Origin of the sequence: Stieleria neptunia (genome assembly GCF_007754155.1) — a bacterium.
GTDB classification, from domain to species: Bacteria; Planctomycetota; Planctomycetia; order Pirellulales; family Pirellulaceae; genus Stieleria; species Stieleria neptunia.
The window spans coordinates 384,402-400,699 of record NZ_CP037423.1 but is presented as its reverse complement, the minus strand read 5'-3'; the positions used below and the strand labels follow the sequence as shown (position 1 = coordinate 400,699).

General features: G+C 60.4%; 10 protein-coding genes. 2 read left to right on the top strand and 8 right to left on the bottom strand.

The window, feature by feature from the left end; all coding sequences use genetic code 11:
• Positions 1 to 181: 181 nt before the first annotated feature.
• The 5 genes from Enr13x_RS01440 to Enr13x_RS01420 form a co-directional block, all read right to left on the bottom strand.
• The gene (locus Enr13x_RS01440) at positions 182 to 1,690 is read right to left on the bottom strand and encodes an IS91 family transposase (RefSeq protein WP_261344195.1); all 1,509 of its coding nucleotides are present in this window, start codon (positions 1,688 to 1,690) and stop codon (positions 182 to 184) included.
• Positions 1,609 to 2,529, bottom strand: a complete 921-nt coding sequence (locus Enr13x_RS01435) for a tyrosine-type recombinase/integrase (RefSeq protein WP_231743776.1) — start codon at positions 2,527 to 2,529, stop codon at positions 1,609 to 1,611. The genes Enr13x_RS01440 and Enr13x_RS01435 overlap by 82 nt, the downstream gene beginning before the upstream one ends.
• A gap of 277 nt (positions 2,530 to 2,806) precedes the next feature.
• Positions 2,807 to 3,454: a GH116 family glycosyl-hydrolase gene (locus tag Enr13x_RS01430; RefSeq protein ID WP_145384369.1), complete on the bottom strand. Its 648-nt coding sequence runs from the start codon at positions 3,452 to 3,454 to the stop codon at positions 2,807 to 2,809.
• A 62-nt stretch (positions 3,455 to 3,516) separates the two neighbouring features.
• The gene (locus tag Enr13x_RS01425) at positions 3,517 to 6,405 is read right to left on the bottom strand and encodes a GH116 family glycosyl-hydrolase (RefSeq protein WP_197455697.1); all 2,889 of its coding nucleotides are present in this window, start codon (positions 6,403 to 6,405) and stop codon (positions 3,517 to 3,519) included.
• 121 nt (positions 6,406 to 6,526) lie between these two features.
• Positions 6,527 to 8,041, bottom strand: a complete 1,515-nt coding sequence (locus tag Enr13x_RS01420) for a sulfatase family protein (protein ID WP_145384367.1) — start codon at positions 8,039 to 8,041, stop codon at positions 6,527 to 6,529.
• Positions 8,042 to 8,304: 263 nt separating this feature from the next.
• Here Enr13x_RS01420 and Enr13x_RS01415 point away from each other — a divergent pair, with 263 nt between their 5' ends.
• Entirely contained in the window at positions 8,305 to 9,579 is a 1,275-nt protein-coding gene (locus tag Enr13x_RS01415) for a hypothetical protein (protein ID WP_145384366.1), read from the top strand.
• Between the two features lie 86 nt (positions 9,580 to 9,665).
• Here the strand turns inward: Enr13x_RS01415 and Enr13x_RS01410 are convergent, their stop codons facing one another.
• Both Enr13x_RS01410 and Enr13x_RS01405 read right to left on the bottom strand, forming a co-directional pair.
• A complete protein-coding gene (locus Enr13x_RS01410; protein ID WP_197455696.1) occupies positions 9,666 to 11,660 on the bottom strand; it encodes a TolC family protein in 1,995 nt (664 codons plus the stop codon).
• Positions 11,661 to 12,170: 510 nt separating this feature from the next.
• Positions 12,171 to 13,256: a TIGR01212 family radical SAM protein gene (locus tag Enr13x_RS01405; RefSeq protein ID WP_231744040.1), complete on the bottom strand. Its 1,086-nt coding sequence runs from the start codon at positions 13,254 to 13,256 to the stop codon at positions 12,171 to 12,173.
• 137 nt (positions 13,257 to 13,393) lie between these two features.
• On the opposite strand from Enr13x_RS01405, the gene Enr13x_RS01400 reads away from it, so the two are divergent.
• Positions 13,394 to 13,855 (top strand): FHA domain-containing protein, encoded by a 462-nt coding sequence (locus tag Enr13x_RS01400; RefSeq protein ID WP_145384363.1) that lies wholly within the window; start codon positions 13,394 to 13,396, stop codon positions 13,853 to 13,855.
• A gap of 80 nt (positions 13,856 to 13,935) precedes the next feature.
• Here the strand turns inward: Enr13x_RS01400 and Enr13x_RS01395 are convergent, their stop codons facing one another.
• On the bottom strand, positions 13,936 to 16,272 hold the full coding sequence (locus tag Enr13x_RS01395; RefSeq protein WP_145384362.1) for a serine/threonine protein kinase: 2,337 nt from the start codon (positions 16,270 to 16,272) through the stop codon (positions 13,936 to 13,938).
• Between the last annotated feature and the right edge of the window lie 26 nt (positions 16,273 to 16,298).

Sequence of the window (16,298 nt, the reverse complement as noted above, 5' to 3'; positions counted from 1 at the left end):
TTTCCCCGTCCGCTCCTGAAGTTGGAGAAGTTTTCAACCCAACCCGCGATCGCCGTCTGTTGGACTTGATCGGAAGTGTTCTTGATCGTGTAACGAAATGCGATCTATCCGGGTACGGAGTACACGGATAGATCGTGCGTTGAAGTTTGTCGGCACGACTTGGCCGATCTGGGGGACGCTATTAGAACAGCATGAGTTGCTGCATGCCAGTTTCTGCGGTCGTCTCGGTCATGGCGTCCAAGCCCGGGGACTCTCTTGCACTTTCAATGCCACTTTTCAGATACCACTCGTACCACTCCGAAAAACCTTCCCCCATCGCATCGTCCCAGAACCGAATATCATCAAGTTTTTGGCTCTCTCGGTACCAACCTGGGCTACACTCCGAATCGCGTCCCAAGATCACGCTCCAGGATCGCTTCGGATACTCGTGCGTCAGACGAACCGACTCGCTGCCACAGTGCTCACAGCATAGCTCCGGCTCGGTCTCCAACTCGGCCTCCGCTTCTTCCACCGCAGCCATCACGGCCATGCGAGCCTCCGCACCGTCGACTGCACTCAGGGAGGCAAGGCAGCGTTGCTGATACGCCACCGCTTTCGTGCTCGACCAACCTCCGAATTGACGCGTTTTGGTTAGCTGATTGGGCTGGATGTGCAAGCACCAGCGGCAAATGAACTCCGCTGTCGAAAGAGTCAACGGAACTTGAATCGACTCACCACCCGTCGTGTATCCTTCACGTGCCCAGAACGTTACCTCCTGGTCATCGGCCGCGATGATTCGATGGTCGCTGATCGGCCCACCGGTCAGATAACGCGTCAAGTAACGAACCACATGCTCTCCACTACTGCTTTCGGTCGGCGGGGGCTCGATGTAGCTGACCCATTCCTTCGATTCAATCTGATCGATCATCGTGTCCCAGGCTTCATCACAGCGCAGGTACTCAACTGAGCCGTCAAGTTGAAGTTTGCCGTTCTTGCGCAGACGCTGCAGGTGAGCCACCGCGATTTTGCGAAACGACCGCCGGAGATTGATCGCATCGACAAGGTACTTGCGATCGTCGTCGTATCCTGCGGCCGCCGGAGCCTTTGATTCCGTCCAGCTCCCATCGACCAAGCTCGGTCCTGCACCGGGGACCAACGCGTGGACGTGCCAGTGAGCATCCAGCTTCTGGTTCCAGGTGTGAAGGACCATCAAGGCGGCCAGTTCGTATTGCTGTTCGGTTTCGACTGTCTTCTTGAGAGCTTTCCAAGCCGAGTGAAACAGCAACTCGGCGATCTCTTCGCGGTTCGCCAACGCCATCGTCGAGATCACGTCCGGCAACGTGAAGACGACTTGGTAGTAGTCCACACCGTCAAGGATCAGCTTCGAAGCACGATCCGAAAACGTCTGTCGTTTTCCTCCGCTGCATTGCGGGCAGTGACGATCACCACACGAGTTGTGTCGTTTCGTAAGCCGATCACAATCATCACACTGGTACCAACGACCACCAAGTGCAGACGTACGACACAGAGTCGTTTTGGCCAAGACACTTTGGACCGTCATCGTCGCTGCACCGTCGCGGTGCTCGTTGACGTAACGTTCGGCACCGCGACGAAGGAGTTGGTGGACGGTTAGCTTTTCTTGTCTGAATCGTCCTGTTCGCCGTTCTCCTGCGGCGGCGTGTACGTCGGAAGTTGCTTGACCGGCAACCAGTCCAGTGGGCTCGGGACACTGTGCAGGTGCTCCCGGCGGCAATGCAGATAAACCATCGTCGTGATGAAGCTGGCGTGGCCGAGCAGCTTGCTGATCGTCAACAAGTCCACCCCGGCTTCGAGAAGTCCTGTCGCGTAGGAGTGCCTCAGGACATGCGGATAAATCCTGCGTTTGATCCCCGCTTTCACTCCGGCGTCCTTCATCGCTTTGCGAATCGTGGTGTCGGCGTAGGGCTTCCCCGGTTTCTTGCCTGGAAACAGGAAGTCGGTCGGCTTGTACTTGAGCCAGTAGAGCCTGAGCTCTTTCAAGAGTCTCGGTGAGAGTGGCACCAACCGTTCCTTGTTGCCCTTGCCGTTGGCGACTCGGATCATCATCCGCTTGGAGTCGATGTCGTGGATCCTCAAGTTGGCCGCTTCGGAGAATCGAAGCCCTGCGGAGTAGAGCGTCATCAGAAAGGTTCGGTGTTTCAGATTGGCCGTGCATTGAATCAGCTGGTCGACTTCTTGTCGGCCGAGCACGGTAGGCAGCTTCTTGGGCCGTTTGCCGAAGGGCACCATCGTGACCGGCCAGGGCATGGGCTGGGTGTGGCGATAGTAAAACCGTAAAGCACAAACGGCTTGGTTGAACGAACCGTAGGCAAGCTTTCGTTCTTGGATCAAATGGAGCTGGAAGGTTCTAACGTCTTCGCAGGTTGCCTGGCCGAGCGGTTTTTCGATAAAGTCGGCGAATTTGCGAACGTGGTAGGTATAGGCGTCGATGGTTGCTTCGGCCATGTTGCGGATCAACATGTCTTCGGCAAGTCGCTTGGTGAGCTTGCAAGTTCGTTTTTTGTGTGACATCACGGTTGCTTGTCCTTGTTGTGAAACAGAGTTCAAAAGAAGTTCGTGCCGCAGCGTGCGGGGAACACAACAAGGGTGCGTCAACGAGCAAAAAGCGCAAGTTAAAACGTCAGGCAAAGCACCAAGAAAGAGACAGTAAGAACGCCTAGCGCGCACAACTGGCTAACCGAAAAAGCGCCTACAGGCGCGCCGAAAGACAGACACGTTGTGACCCTCACACACTCACCGCACCGACAAAAGAAAACAGTCGCGCCAATGAAGTCGCTGCCGATTAAGTTCAACGCATCACGATCACCGGGTAGCTGGAATCGTCGCGGTTGAGTGGAATGAAGGGGGTGTAGGATTCCAGTTCGACGCGTACCGGACACGCCGCATCGGCATACGTCACCTGCGCCATCGGATACCGATTGGTGAAGACCACGTCTTCAAAGCCGTTGGAATCCAGGGTGAAGATCCGCTTTTCACCGCCGGAGTCGACCTCCAACGCAAACCCCTGGTCCATGGGAGCGTGGATGGTATCCGGATCGGTGAACCGGGGACCACTGCCGATCTGTTTGGCGTCTCGGTTCCCGTCCAGATTCCAGTACCAAAGCCGGCCGTCACCGCCCAGATAGACTTGACCGGTGCAGATGCCGTTGATGGGCATGCCGATGAATCTCAAATCCGCGCCGGTCGCGCGGAGCGGTTCACCCCGGGCGTACAGACTTTCGATCCACGCTTTGCTGAGCTTTTTATCCGAGGGAATGATCTGCTCAAAGTCTTCGTTGGCAAACGGTCCCGCCATGACATTCATCCGCCCGGCCATCAGCATCGCTGCGGTGAGCCCGGAAGTTTTGATGAAATCACGCCGCCCGGTCGGGGCCGGACCGCAGGGACCGGTGCCACCGCAACAGGGGTTGCTGAAGGAGTCGGATTTCTTGTTCATGATTTGTCCGGGTTGGGTTGGCACGTATGGGGATGCGTCAAACGTCTTGTTTCAATCTCGCCTCACGAAACACAACGCACTTGCAACGTCTGTCCCGCCTTCAGGTCCAAGCCCTGCGGGAAGCGGACCACATAGCGGCCTTGCTGCGTTCGAAATTCCGCCGGAATCTCATCCCCATCCAAAACGATGACCGCACGACTGGCCGCTGTACCCTGGACTTGATCCAACGCAAATTCCTTCAACGCGAGCTTGCCGTCATACATTTCAATGGAAGCGGATTGCTGATCGTCCGTCACTTTCTGGGTGAAGCTTCCCCAGCCTTCGGCCGCGGTGAAGGGCGCCTTGAAGTTGCTGGGCGACACGCGCGGGGCAAATCCGATGCGTCCCTGGGGGCCGTGGTACTCGAACCCGCACACGGCGAGAAACACGCCATAGCTGGCCATCGATCGGGCATAGTGATCACTGCATTCGATCTCGTTGTAGGGGTTTCGCTTGTTCGCTCCGTAGCGTTCATGCACCGCCTTGGCGATGGCCAACCCCTTTTCGACCAGCGAGTCTTCCGCGTTTCCTTCATAGACCATGTGGGCGGCCACCTGGTACTCAAAGCCGTTCATGCATTCGTTGAAATAGCCGCCCGGTCCGGTGTACACCGCCGGATTCTCTTCCGTACGCAGCCGGTCTCCGGGGATGGCGTCGGTTGCACCGCCCTTCGGCCAAGTGCACATCACCAAACCGGCTTCTCCCGGCATCGCATACCATCGAAACGCCTGCTCGATTTGAATGTGATCGAGCGCATACTGGCCGGCGTCAGGCGCAAAGTTGTACTTCCACAGGCTGTGGAGCGCCGAAACGGTTTCTCGCTTCGGTATCACCCGCCCCAAGCCCACCTGCTTCATCCAGGCCTGGCCGAGCACTTGATCGATGTGGCACCCCTTGTTGGAATTGAGGGCGCGGACGGTCGGGTCGGGTTTGTGAATGAAGTACTCCCCGTCGAATAGTTCAGTGACGATTCTCTCGGATCCCCGGTCGATCATCGTGCGGCACCGCATGGCAAACTCCGTGTCGGCCATCTCGATCGCCATCGCTTCGCCGGCCGCCAACGCCGCGAGGTACATGCCGCTCAGCCAACCCATCGGTCCGAACCACGAAGCATCGAGCGTGTGCGGCTGTTTGCCTTCGAGCAGCCCGTTGCCGTCGCCGTCTTCGCCGATCAAGTACTCGACCGCCTTTTTGACGTTGGGCCAGATTCGTTTCAGGAAGGCACTGTCGGCCGACATCTGATGTTCGCGATAGGCCCGCAGGATCGAGCCGGCTTGCCCATCGGTCGCAGGACTGGCATGGATCTCGCCGCGGTGCCCGATGATGCCGGACTGGGGATGAAACCCGACGCCGGCTTGGAAGTCCACCTTCTCGCGAAAGGCACGCTCCAGCTCGGGGAACACCCGTCCCAACGCTTGGGCATAGTGCCAGACGTGCGTGCAAGTTCCCGGACAGCAGTCCACGCCCTCCCACGCGTAGGGTCGGCCGCTGTCGAACCAATGAAACGCTTGACTGGCGACGCAATCGAGCGGAATGAAACTGCGGTCAAGCAACCAATACGGCAACGTGCTGTCGTACCAGGTCTTGTTCCACCGGCGCGTGCCGTCAAGCAATCGTTGCTTGTTCTTGCACAGGTAATCGGCAACGCCATCGGCCGAGTCGAACCACGGCGCATAGTGCCTGCGCAGCTTGGCAAAGTCCTTGATCCCCAGCATCTGCCGACGGCGGGCACCCTTTTCGTTGTAGTCGGGGAAATACCAGGTGACGACAAACTCCACCGTCCTCGATTCTCCGGGAGCCAACCGAAATCCGGCAAACAACCCGCCCACGAGCAACTCGCCCAGCGGGCGGACCGCTTCTTCCTGCTGCGATAGGTCCCGCGCCTGTTCAAACAGCCCCGCGGGGCTGTCCGGATCCGTCAGCGACGCGGCGGCCGAGACGGTCAGTCCTGCTTCGTTTGCGTCGTGCAACAGCGTCAGCGTGGTGGATCCGTACCCGTGTTTGTTTTGGATCCCGACGCCGGCACGCGTTCCATCCGAGACGCTGGTCGGTTCCACCGTGCTCAGCACGCCGACCTTGCCATCGGCTTGCACGACTTGATTCCTTCGCTGCCCCGATGCCACATCGGTCGTATAGGGACAGGTCGCGTTCTGCATCCAGCTGCCCAGGTCGACCTGCACGCTGGACTCTGACGTGTTCGTCACGGTGTAGGCCATCACCGTCGCCGGCAGGGCGGAGTCTTTGGTGCGCAGCGGAATGAAAGGAGTGAACGCTTCAAGCTTTGTCGCAACGGGAAATCCCTGCTCGGCATAGGTCACCTTGCCGATCGGGTATTCCCCGCGGAACGTCACGCCGGGGAAGCCCTGTCGATCGAGCGTTCGGGTCGTTGCCTTGGCGGATGTCGTGACGCGAATCAGGAATCCCTGCGCCACGTCGGCGCCGTTGCGTTTTGTGTACTCTTCACCAGCGGCGACCGGATGTGCGTAGTGCCCGCCGAGTGTGAAGGCCGCAATCCGTTGCCCGTGGCCGGTTTCGCGAGTGTAGTTGCACTTGAAGATGTCCCACAGCCAGAGCCGGCCATCACCGGCCAGATAAAGCTGTCCGCAACCGATGCCACCGACCGGCATGCCGATGTACTTGAGCTGATCACCGGAGAACACCTCGGGTCGGCCACGTTGGGTCAGCGAGGCGATCCACTCGGACGCCAGTTTCTTATCGGCGGGAATCAGGTGGCCTGCGACATCCTCCGCCGCGAACGGGCCGGCCATGACCGGCGCGCCGATCGGCAGGGTCGAGGCCGTCGCACCGGCGCCTAAAACTTTGAGCGCATTGCGACGGTTGACGTTCGGTTCGCACCCGCACGAAGACGAGCAGCTAGAGGGCGTTGGGATTTCCGGCTTGGTCAAATCCATCTCGCTCGTTCCTCTTCGTTTGACTAGAGAATGTGACACATTTGTCGTGACACGGACGCTTCCCGCTGCGGTGAATCCGCCCGACTGCGATCCGCCCGACAGCGACCCGCCGGGACCGCGCTCACCTTGGCCCCGGCGCGTTGGTCTGGTCGGCCGAACGGTCTTCCCCCGGCGTCGTCGCGCCGTCGGCATCGATCGCATCCTTGCCGAGCGGTTTGCCGGTTTCGCGATCGAAGGTGTCCGGGGAGAGTTTTTTCGGCACGCTGTCCCCGGTCGCCTCCATCCACCGTTCCAGTACCGCCATCAGCTGCGTTTTGGTTTCGGCGTGTTCGGGCTGCGCTGCCAAGTTATCCAGTTGATGTGGATCAGTTTTCACGTTGTACAGTTCCACGCTCGGACGCGGTGCCAAGAACACGTCGGCTTGGGCGTCGCTCAACTGCCCCGACTCTCGCAGGGTACGCAGTTGCTGGTGCGAATCGCTGCGGACCGAGTCCGCCGGACCTTGCCATGCCAGGTAGGGCCGTTGGTTAAAGATCAACAAATGGTCGCCGTGACGCACGCTGCGGCCAAACGCCTCGTAATCATGCCAGTTGTGCTCCGAAAATGCATACCGGCGAATCGAGGCCGAGGCTTGTTCGAACAACGGCAACATCGATGCACCTTGCACCGTTTCGGGAATCTGGCAGCCCGCCGCAGACAGCACGGTCGGCGCCAAGTCGATCACGCTGACCAGTTGATCGCTGGCACCGGTCCACTGGATCCCCTGCGGCCAATGGGCCACCAGAGCCGTCTTCATTCCGGAATCGTGCAACCGGGTTTTGGCGCGCGGGAACGGCCGCCCGTTGTCGGCCAAAACGTAGATCAATGTCTCGTCCAACACCCCCTGGCGACGAAGTTCCTCGACGACGACACCGATGCGATGGTCGAACCGGGTGACTTCGTTGTAGTACGACGCCAGGTCCTGACGCGTCTTGGTGTCATCGGACAAAAACGGCGGCACCACCACATCCTCGGGGCGGTGCTTGGGGCCGTACTCGTCCGGCTTCCATTGTCGATCGGCGTCCCAACCGCGATGCGCATCGTAGGACGCAAACCAAAAGAAGAACGGTTGGTCTTTGGGGCGCTGACGCGTCACGCTCAACCAATTCGCCGAACCGCTCGTGTCGCCTTTCGTCCTGCCCGCATCGACGTGGTCAAACGCATCCGGCCGCGGCGATTCGCCTTGCCCCGGCGCGGTCGACTTCATGTGGTGCTTGCCCGACAACGCCGTGTAGTAACCGGACTGTTTCAAAATTTCGGGAAACCATGGCAAGTGCAACGAGATCGGTTGGTGCAGCTCCGCGGCCTTGCCGTTGTTGTGTGGGTAACGCCCCGTGATGATGCTGCTGCGCGAGGGGCTGCAACTGCTGGCGGTCAAGTAGGCGCGGTCAAACCGAATGCCATCGGCGGCCAGCGCATCGATGTTCGGCGTGCGGGCGGCCGGATTGCCATAGCATCCGTAGTCATTCCAACTGACGTCGTCGGCCAGAAACAAAACGACGTTGGGCCGATCTGCGGCCGGCGACAGCGAGGCGTGAAGCAGCGCGACGCAAGCGAACGAAAAGAGAACGGCGCGCCGAAAGAGGTTTGATAGCATTTTCAGCCTGTTGGCAAACAGTAAAAAAAGGGATTCAAATGGCTCCCTAGCTTAATCGGTGCTCGAAATCGATGTGTCGCGCGATAAGATTTTGGCAAGCCGATTCTACGGGTGCGGAAACGGGGACGACGAGCGGAAAAGGGGTCAGGTACCAAAAACCAAATGGCCCGCAGGGTGCTTCGCATTTTTGGTACCTGACCCCTTTTCCGCGGCACCCTCAGTTTCAACGTTGACGAAGCACTTGCGGCGGGGGAGTCACGCAGATGTTGGAAACCCTTGACGATCGTTTGCAGCGGTTTGAAATCAACGCCGAACTGACGGCGACAGCCGATGTGGACGCGCTGCGGGGGCGAACCTGGCTGGCGCTGACGTCCAGCCACCTTGGCACATCGCCCCGGCTGCACGCCGAGGTCTGTCGCTACATCAGCCGTTCGATGATCGAGGCGCGGCAAGCGGGACATGTCTTGTTGGTCGCAGCGGGTTCGGCGATCGAACCCTGGGCGGTCCGTGCGGCGGATCTGTTTTCAGTGCCGGTGATTCGCGTGCATGTCAATGCATCGGAGGCGTCGGATCGGTCACCGGGACTGCAGCGGCGGATCGAGGTTCGCGGCGACCGATCGCTCAGTCGCGACTGGGTCGTCGTCGCGCTGGCCGACCGTGTGGATTGTGTGTTCACCCGCCGCAAGGGCAACGTCGAACGGTCGTTGCGATTGCGTCTGGATCACGAGCGTCAACCCACGGTTCGCGTCGCCGTCCACGACGGTTCGGTCGACAAGACCGCACAACGCTCGGCGCGGGATTTGATGGGGTGGGGTGCCGTCGGTTGGTACTGTCGCCCGGGCGCGACCGAATGTGTGTCCGCTGACGGGGGTCGCGAATCGGAGTGTGGTGCCCCGAGGCGTCTTTCCACGGCGTGCCGATCGCCGCAGTGGGCAACGACGCGTGGCCGGTGGCTGGTTCATTGCACGCGGACCAGCCAAGGTCCCTGGCCGGGACAAACCGATCGACAGCACCGCGATGGTTTGTTGCTGGGGGAGACAACGCAGGCAACCATCGCCAAACGCACGCCGTTGGACTCGTTGCAGCGAATCGTTCGCATGCGTCGCTTGGTCGCTTCGGCGATCGCGAGCGACCGGGCTTGGCCGGTGGTTTGTTTTTCCGAGGAGTCGCTGCAGCGGTTGCTGTCGCGAAGAAGCTATCGCCCGCATCTGCACCGGTGGGATTACGAACCGTATGGCATTGCGATCCGCAAGTCGGCCGCGATTGCCGCGGGAGCCGAGCCGGTGATCTACGGCGACGCAGCGCATCGCAAGACGATTCCGGAAACCGACCGGTTCCGTTTTCAATCCGTCGGCACGACGTACGATTGGACTCGCGAGTGCGAATGGCGGTTCGCGGGCGATGTGGATTTGGATCGATTCGATCGCCGTGACGTGCGGGTGTTTGTCGCCGACCGGGCAGATGTCTGGCGTGTCAGCGGACGTTTCGATGTCAGCGTCGTGGGACAGCTCGTTCGATCGGCGGAACATCCGGCATAGGTTGTGCGAAGAGTGGGATAGGCTTCCAGCCTGTCAGTTCAGAATCGACAGGCTGGAAGCCTATCCCACTGGCACTGGTCCCCGCGTCAACGCATGCCTGAGATCCGGTACCAAGGTTGTTTGTCATCGACGGCGTTGGAGTTGTCTTGGCGGATCGTGGACGCCGGCGGATCCGCGGGTGGCAGTTCGCTGATATACGACGGTGGCTGGTCGGCTTGCGGTTGGGGTTTGCCCGCGTGCCGTTCGGGGTGATCTGTCTGCGCTCCCGGTTCTGCCGGCACGTCGGTCGGACAGACCTCGATCGGCCGCGACTCCATCAGCGTTCCGGTGGCGCGTTTCAAGTTGAAGATCGACAGTTTGAAGGTCAGTTGCGATTGCAGGTATTCGTATTCGGCGCCCGCCAACGCGTCTTGTGCGATCAGCAAGTTTTCCAGGGCCAGGCTGGCGGTGACGTCTTCACCGGGCAGCTGCTGCCAACGCTTGGTCAACGCATCGAGCTGGGCGGCGCGGGCCTGCATGGCTTGTTGCTTGGTCGACAATTCGGTCTGGGACGTCATGCATTCACGGGCGGCGACTTCGACTTCGAACCGGACGGTTTCCAGAGTGGTCGCGTACTGGTTGCGGAGTTGCCGGATTTCCAGTTGCCGGCGTCGCTGACGGGCATTGGCGGCGCGGTTCTGAATCGGAAACTCGTACTCCAGCCCAAATCCGTAACTGGGGCGTCCGGTGTCAAACTGGTTGGCCCAAGCGTCGAAGGCTTGCCCCTCGCCTTCCAATCCGCTCAGGTAGAAATTGGTGACCAGGTCCAGCACCGGCAACAGTTCGTGCTTGGCCATTTGCAAACGCACCGATGCGGCTTTAATGTTCTTGATCGCTTGATTCAGTTCCGGTCGTTTTTGAAAGGCGATGTTGATCGATTGATCGAGCTCGACGGGCAGACTTTCGAAAACCGGCAGGTCGATCGGAATGATTTCGACGTCGTAAAGGGTGGGGTCGTTGACGAGTGAACGGAGTCGCGATTCGGCGTTCTTGACTGCCGCGCGGGCCCGCACCAATTGGCTGGCGCGAGATTTCAGCGTCGCTTCTGCACTGATGATCTGCGTCAGGCGTGCGTCGACTTCCCGTCGCTGGTTCAACCGGTCAAAGACGTCTTTGCCACGGATGTACGAATTGATCTTCTGGTACAAAACCGCTCGCTCCAGGAACAAGGCCCAGTACGACCGCGCGACTTCCAGCAGGTGGGACTGAAGTTGGCGTTGGACTTCGTCTTCGGCGACGTTCTTGTCGATCTGGGCCAACAGCACCAGGCTTTCGTTGTACTGGCTTCCGCGGCCACGCATCAGCGGCTGCGTGAAGGACAAGTTCAACCGCGCCGTGCCTTGCGGATCGGGCACGAAGAACTGGGAGTTGTTGTCTTGGAAACCGAGGCGTTGATACAGTTCCAGGTCGGCACCGGAACGTGTGCGTCGACGCAAGCCCGCCCGCGCGCTCAAGCGATGGTCTTCGAAAAATTGGACGTCGCCACCGGCGGTCAGCGAGTTCCCGATCGGGTCGGTCGTGTCGTCCCAGCGGGCTTCGGTGAACGCGGTCCAGTCGAAGGCCGCATCGGCTTCGATGATCGCGGTCTCGCGGATCAACGGCAAGTCGCGAAAAACCTGGATCTGTTTGGAATGATCCAGTGCGCGGATCAACGTGTCATCCAAGGTCAGCCCCGCCGACGGATCTTCCGGGCGGATCGGTTGAGAAACCAGGGGTTGCCACCAGCCGGGATCAAAAGAAACGTTGGCCGGATGAAGCTGATCGGCATCGATGTTCTGATGGGCCTGTTGAAGCGTCTGGTAGTCCGCCACCGAATCCGGCGTCAGCGAAGGAGTCGGCTGCTGCGCGGTTGCGGGGGTTGGGGATTGCGCAGCGACACCGCCCGGGACAGCGAAGACGCTGAGCGCGACGATCGAAAGCTGTGCCAGGGCGGCACGAGCCGGCGGCGTGCGGGCCGGCGCAGTGTGTGTCGCCGCCGTGGGCGCACGACCGAACATCGTCAATCCTTGACGAAGTGAAAACATCACGTTGATTCTGTTCATGTGGGGCAAGTGAACCATCCGGACCCGCGATCGATCTGCGGTACCCGACGGAATGCCCGTGTGGGGCAGGGCAACGATTCCGATGTTGAGGGTTTTCGGTCACGCTCGACGGCGGACTCCACGAGCCGGCACGCAGATCGCCGTTTGAGGTCGCCCCGGGAGCGTTCTGTAGCAGATGTTCATGCCGGTACGTTCGTGAGCGTTGCGACGGTCGTCGCCAAGATGCCGGGTGGCAGCGGCGGCCCACTCGACCGCGGAACAGGGGTCAGGGAGGAGTTTTGTTCGCGGCAGGGCGCGAGCCCTCCGGTCTTCCACGCTGAAACCGGACGGCTCGCGGGCTGTCGGTTTAATCAGGATCTGCTGAGTCAATGGTGAGCCGCTGGCCGTAAGGCCTCGGGCGGGCGTCGCAATGCCCGGCCGCTTACGCGGCGCGCGCGGCTCACAAAAACGACAGCCCGCTCGCGCCGTTCCGCTAACACCTGCAGAGACAAATTCAAAGCTGACCAAGCACTAGCGTTGCCCCGTTGCCCCTTCCATCTTCAGCACCGGCAGTCGGCCGCGGACGTCGATTTGGGAGCGGATCGATGCGGGCGTCTTGTCGGCCGGTCGGGGGCGATCCTCGGGCAGCAGTGCCGGTGGGCGATAGAGCGAACCTTGGCGTGTGCCCCGCCGCGCGAATTCGGCTTCGATTTGAAGCTTCAACGTTGACTTTTCCAGGCACCACTGCGGGGCGATCAGGAACTTCGGCGGCGCATCACCACTGATTCGTTCGACGATCGTGGTGGGGGGGATGCGTTCCAGGAAGTCGACGACGGTGTTCACGTAAGTGTCCTGTTGCATCATCTGAATTTTACCACCGGCCACTTCTTCCCCCAGCGGGGTCCCCTGGACGGCATACAGGTTGTGCAGTTTGATCGCGTCGAAACCGAGTCGTGACACTTCGTCGGCGGTTTGCATCATCATCGCATGGGTTTCGCCGGGGATCCCCAAAATGATGTGGACGCAGCATTCGAAGCCTTGTCCGCGGCTGCGATCGATCGCGTTGACCATGTGGTCGTGGGTGTGGGCACGATTCATCCAGTCCAGTCCCGGCTGATGCATCGTTTGCATCCCGAACTCCAGCGAGACATAGTGTTCCCGGGCCAACTCGCGAGTCAACTCGATGACACTCTCGGGAACACAATCGGGTCGGGTCCCGATCGCCAGGCCGACGATATCGGGGTGCCAACGGAGCGCCATCCGAAAGACTTCTTCGAGTTGGTCGACCGGCGCGTAGGTGTTGGTGGCGGGCTGGAAATACGCTAAAAAACCGGCCACCTGCTTGTAGCGTCGCCGAACGCTGGTGATTCCGCCCTCCAATTGCTCGCTGACCCGTTTCAGCCGCACCCGGCGAGAGGGGCTGAACGAACGGTTGTCGCAAAAATTGCAACCGCCGCGGGCGACCGCGCCGTCGACATTGGGGCAGGTGAAGCCGGCGTCGACACTGACCCGCTGGATTCGCCCGCCGAAACGCCGCCGCAGGGCGGCGCCGAACGCGTTGAAAGGTAGACCTTCGCGTTGCCAGGCCAAACGATCGTTACAATGAGAATTTGTCAAAGGAGTCCGTTGCCAAACGATGGTACTGAATCGATAGTAGTAGAGTGGCGGGAACCCCGCCCGTTATCATTGGATTCTTTCCGCTCCCTCCCAGTCTACCGCGACAGACAGTTCCGCCACATCCCGCGAGGACGACGGTGAATTATTACGACGACGACGAAGACCTAGATTTTGCCGGCCCCTATGGACAATTGACGCCCGTCGGCGGCGGCGACCCGATTCCCCTGATCAAGGATCGGCTGACCGTCGGTCGACGGTCCGAATGCGATGTCCAGCTGAAGTTCAATAACGTATCCGGCCAGCACTGCCGTCTCTCACTCGAGCACGGTTATTGGTTCATCCGTGACATGAACAGCCGCAACGGTGTGAAAGTCGACGGCCGACCGGTGATCCGCAAACGGCTCGATCCGAAATGCAAGTTGTCGATCGCACGCCACGAGTACTTGGTCGAATACGATCCGCAGGCGCTCGGTGCCTACGGTCCCCCGCCGGCCGATGACGAGTACCTGGACGAGTTGATGCGTAGCTCGCTGATGGACCGCGCCGGACTCAGCAAACGGGACACGAAGCGACCCTTCGGAAACAAGGACCCCGAGTAGGGCATGCGGTGCATGCCAATGGTCACGCACCGCGTGACCGGCCCGGCGATCGATCGGCGCACCCTGCCCGACGCCGCGTGCTAGGGTGTCATCCGTTGCGTTTCGGTCACGTCGACACCTGCTGCGCGTTTGGAGGTGTCACCCTGGGAGGGCTCGCGTTCGGTCGGCGAGGCCTCCGGTTCGTCATGTTCTCGGCGATGCCTGCGATGGACGCGATCATCGCCGACCCGGCGGACAAAGATCCAAAGCGTGCCGCTGACCACCAGAATCGACAGCATCGCCGCGGCCCCTTCCCAGTGCAACGTCTGCTTCATCGCCGCGACCGGCGCGAACACTTTGCTCAATCGGTATTGCACCAGCACCAGTAGATCGGCCTGGTTGTCGCCGCCGGAGCCAAATTTGCCTTCGCCGGGCACGGCGACCGGTTGCATCGCCGCGATCCAGTGTCCACCGTAAACCTGGGCGTCTTCGGCGACGGCCACGGGATCTTGGTAGTCGACATCGCCGCCGCGCAACAGATCGTCCATCTTCTCTGCATCGACCTTGTACGGGTCGCCCGCGTTGCGCATGCCGGCCCGGTGCCGGGCCTCCAAGTACGGGTGTTGCAAAATCGTCCCGCGCACCTTGCCTTCACGGGCCTCGACGAGCACGGCGACCTGGTTCGCCCCCTCGTCGCCTTGCAGCAATTCGAAATCCCCCAAGTTGACGGTGGCCACGAACACGGCGTCGGGCTGGCCGGACCGGTCGCCGGACAAGTACACCGGCCCGCTGATCGCGACTTTCCACAACCCCGTGGCGGTCGACTGGAAGGCGGCCGACAGATGCATGTGATCGAGAGGCTCGATCGAGTCGAACGGCGTGTCTTTGGGCAGATCATTTTTCAGGGCGTGGAAATACGTCCGGTAGGCATAGTTGCGGCCGGCACTGTTTTGATCGCGCGCGACGGGGTTGTCGTAAGCGATCGCGAAAATCGTCCCCGATCGGTCGGTCACAAACATCGTCGCCAAACGTGGAACGCGCGAATCGTCCGCTTGATCGGTGTACTGCTGCAGACGTTGATCGAGGTACTCATCGAAAGCGATCCGCGCCGGCAGGTCCAGCAGGGTGTCGCGTGTTTCGACCATCTTGAGGGCCGACGCGCTGGAGCCCTGATCGGCGATGATTTTCAAATTGCGACTGACCGCCTGGTCCTCGAGCGCGGCGGCGAGCGTGGCGCGAAAATCGGGCTCGTCGATCTCGTCGCGGCAGAGCCGGAAATAACGTTCCAGTTCGCTTTCGAGTGTTCGCGCGGCAAATTTGGCCGCCAACTCGTTGCTGCTGAACGCTTCTTTGCGCAAGGCTTGCTTGGTTTCTTCGCTGGCGCGATTGATGGTGCGGATCGCATAAATACTGGTCACGACCAACAGCAAAATGGGGCCGAGAATCCCCAGCACCATCAGCGGCCGTCGCGCACGCAGTTCGTCTCGGCGATCCAAGCGGTCCAAGATTTCTTGAACGTTGGTGAAGCGGTCGTCGGGATTGGCCGCCAAACAGCAACTGACGATCCGTGACAATTCGCGGTCGACGCCGGATCGCTGGATGTGCCGGACCGGCGGCGAGGCTTTTTGGATCGATTCGCGGTAACGCTGCAACCGCTTGGGTAGCGAACCGGCGGTGTCGAGCTGTTCGATGATCGAATCTTCGCGATACGGTGGCCCGCCGGTCAGCATCCGGTACATGATCGCACCGACGGCGTACACGTCCCACGCGCTGCTGGGTGAGGATTCCAGATCGGCCTGTTCGGGGGCCATGTAAAACAACGTGCCCAACGAAGGCGATTGGTCATGGGTCATCCGGCTCTGACCGAAATCGGCCAGCCGGGGCTCGTGGTCGTCGCCCAGCAGAATGTTGGCCGGTTTGAGATCGCAGTGCAAAACCCCCTTGCTGTGGCTATGGTTGAGCCCGACGCAGATTTTGCGAAACATCTGGACCGATTCGGCGATCGGCATCGCCCCGCGTGCGGTCAGCTCGTCTTCCAGTGACCCCCCGTTGACCAGCTCCATCACATAAAAGGGTGGATCGCTGTCCCAACCGACTTCCAGCACTTGGACGATGTGGCGATCGGAGGATAATTGCACGAGGTTTTTGACCTCATGGCTCAGCAACGACCAATTCACACCGCCGCGGTGCAAGAAAAACTTGATCGCGACGGGTCGACCGGTGTTCAGATCCCGTCCGACCCAGACTTGGCCGAACGCGCCGCTGCCCAAAAACCGTTCCAGTCGATACCCTGGGACATCGGCCGGTGGTGTCGTCGCCTGCATCGACAGCTTTTTGCTGGTCGATCGGCCGCCCTCGGTTTGATACTGCGTTTGGTCTTCGTTGCTCACTCCGTCACTCTCGCCCTCTTGGAGCCCACCGTTCGTCTTCGATGCCATTTCATCTTTCACGATCACCGTTTTTT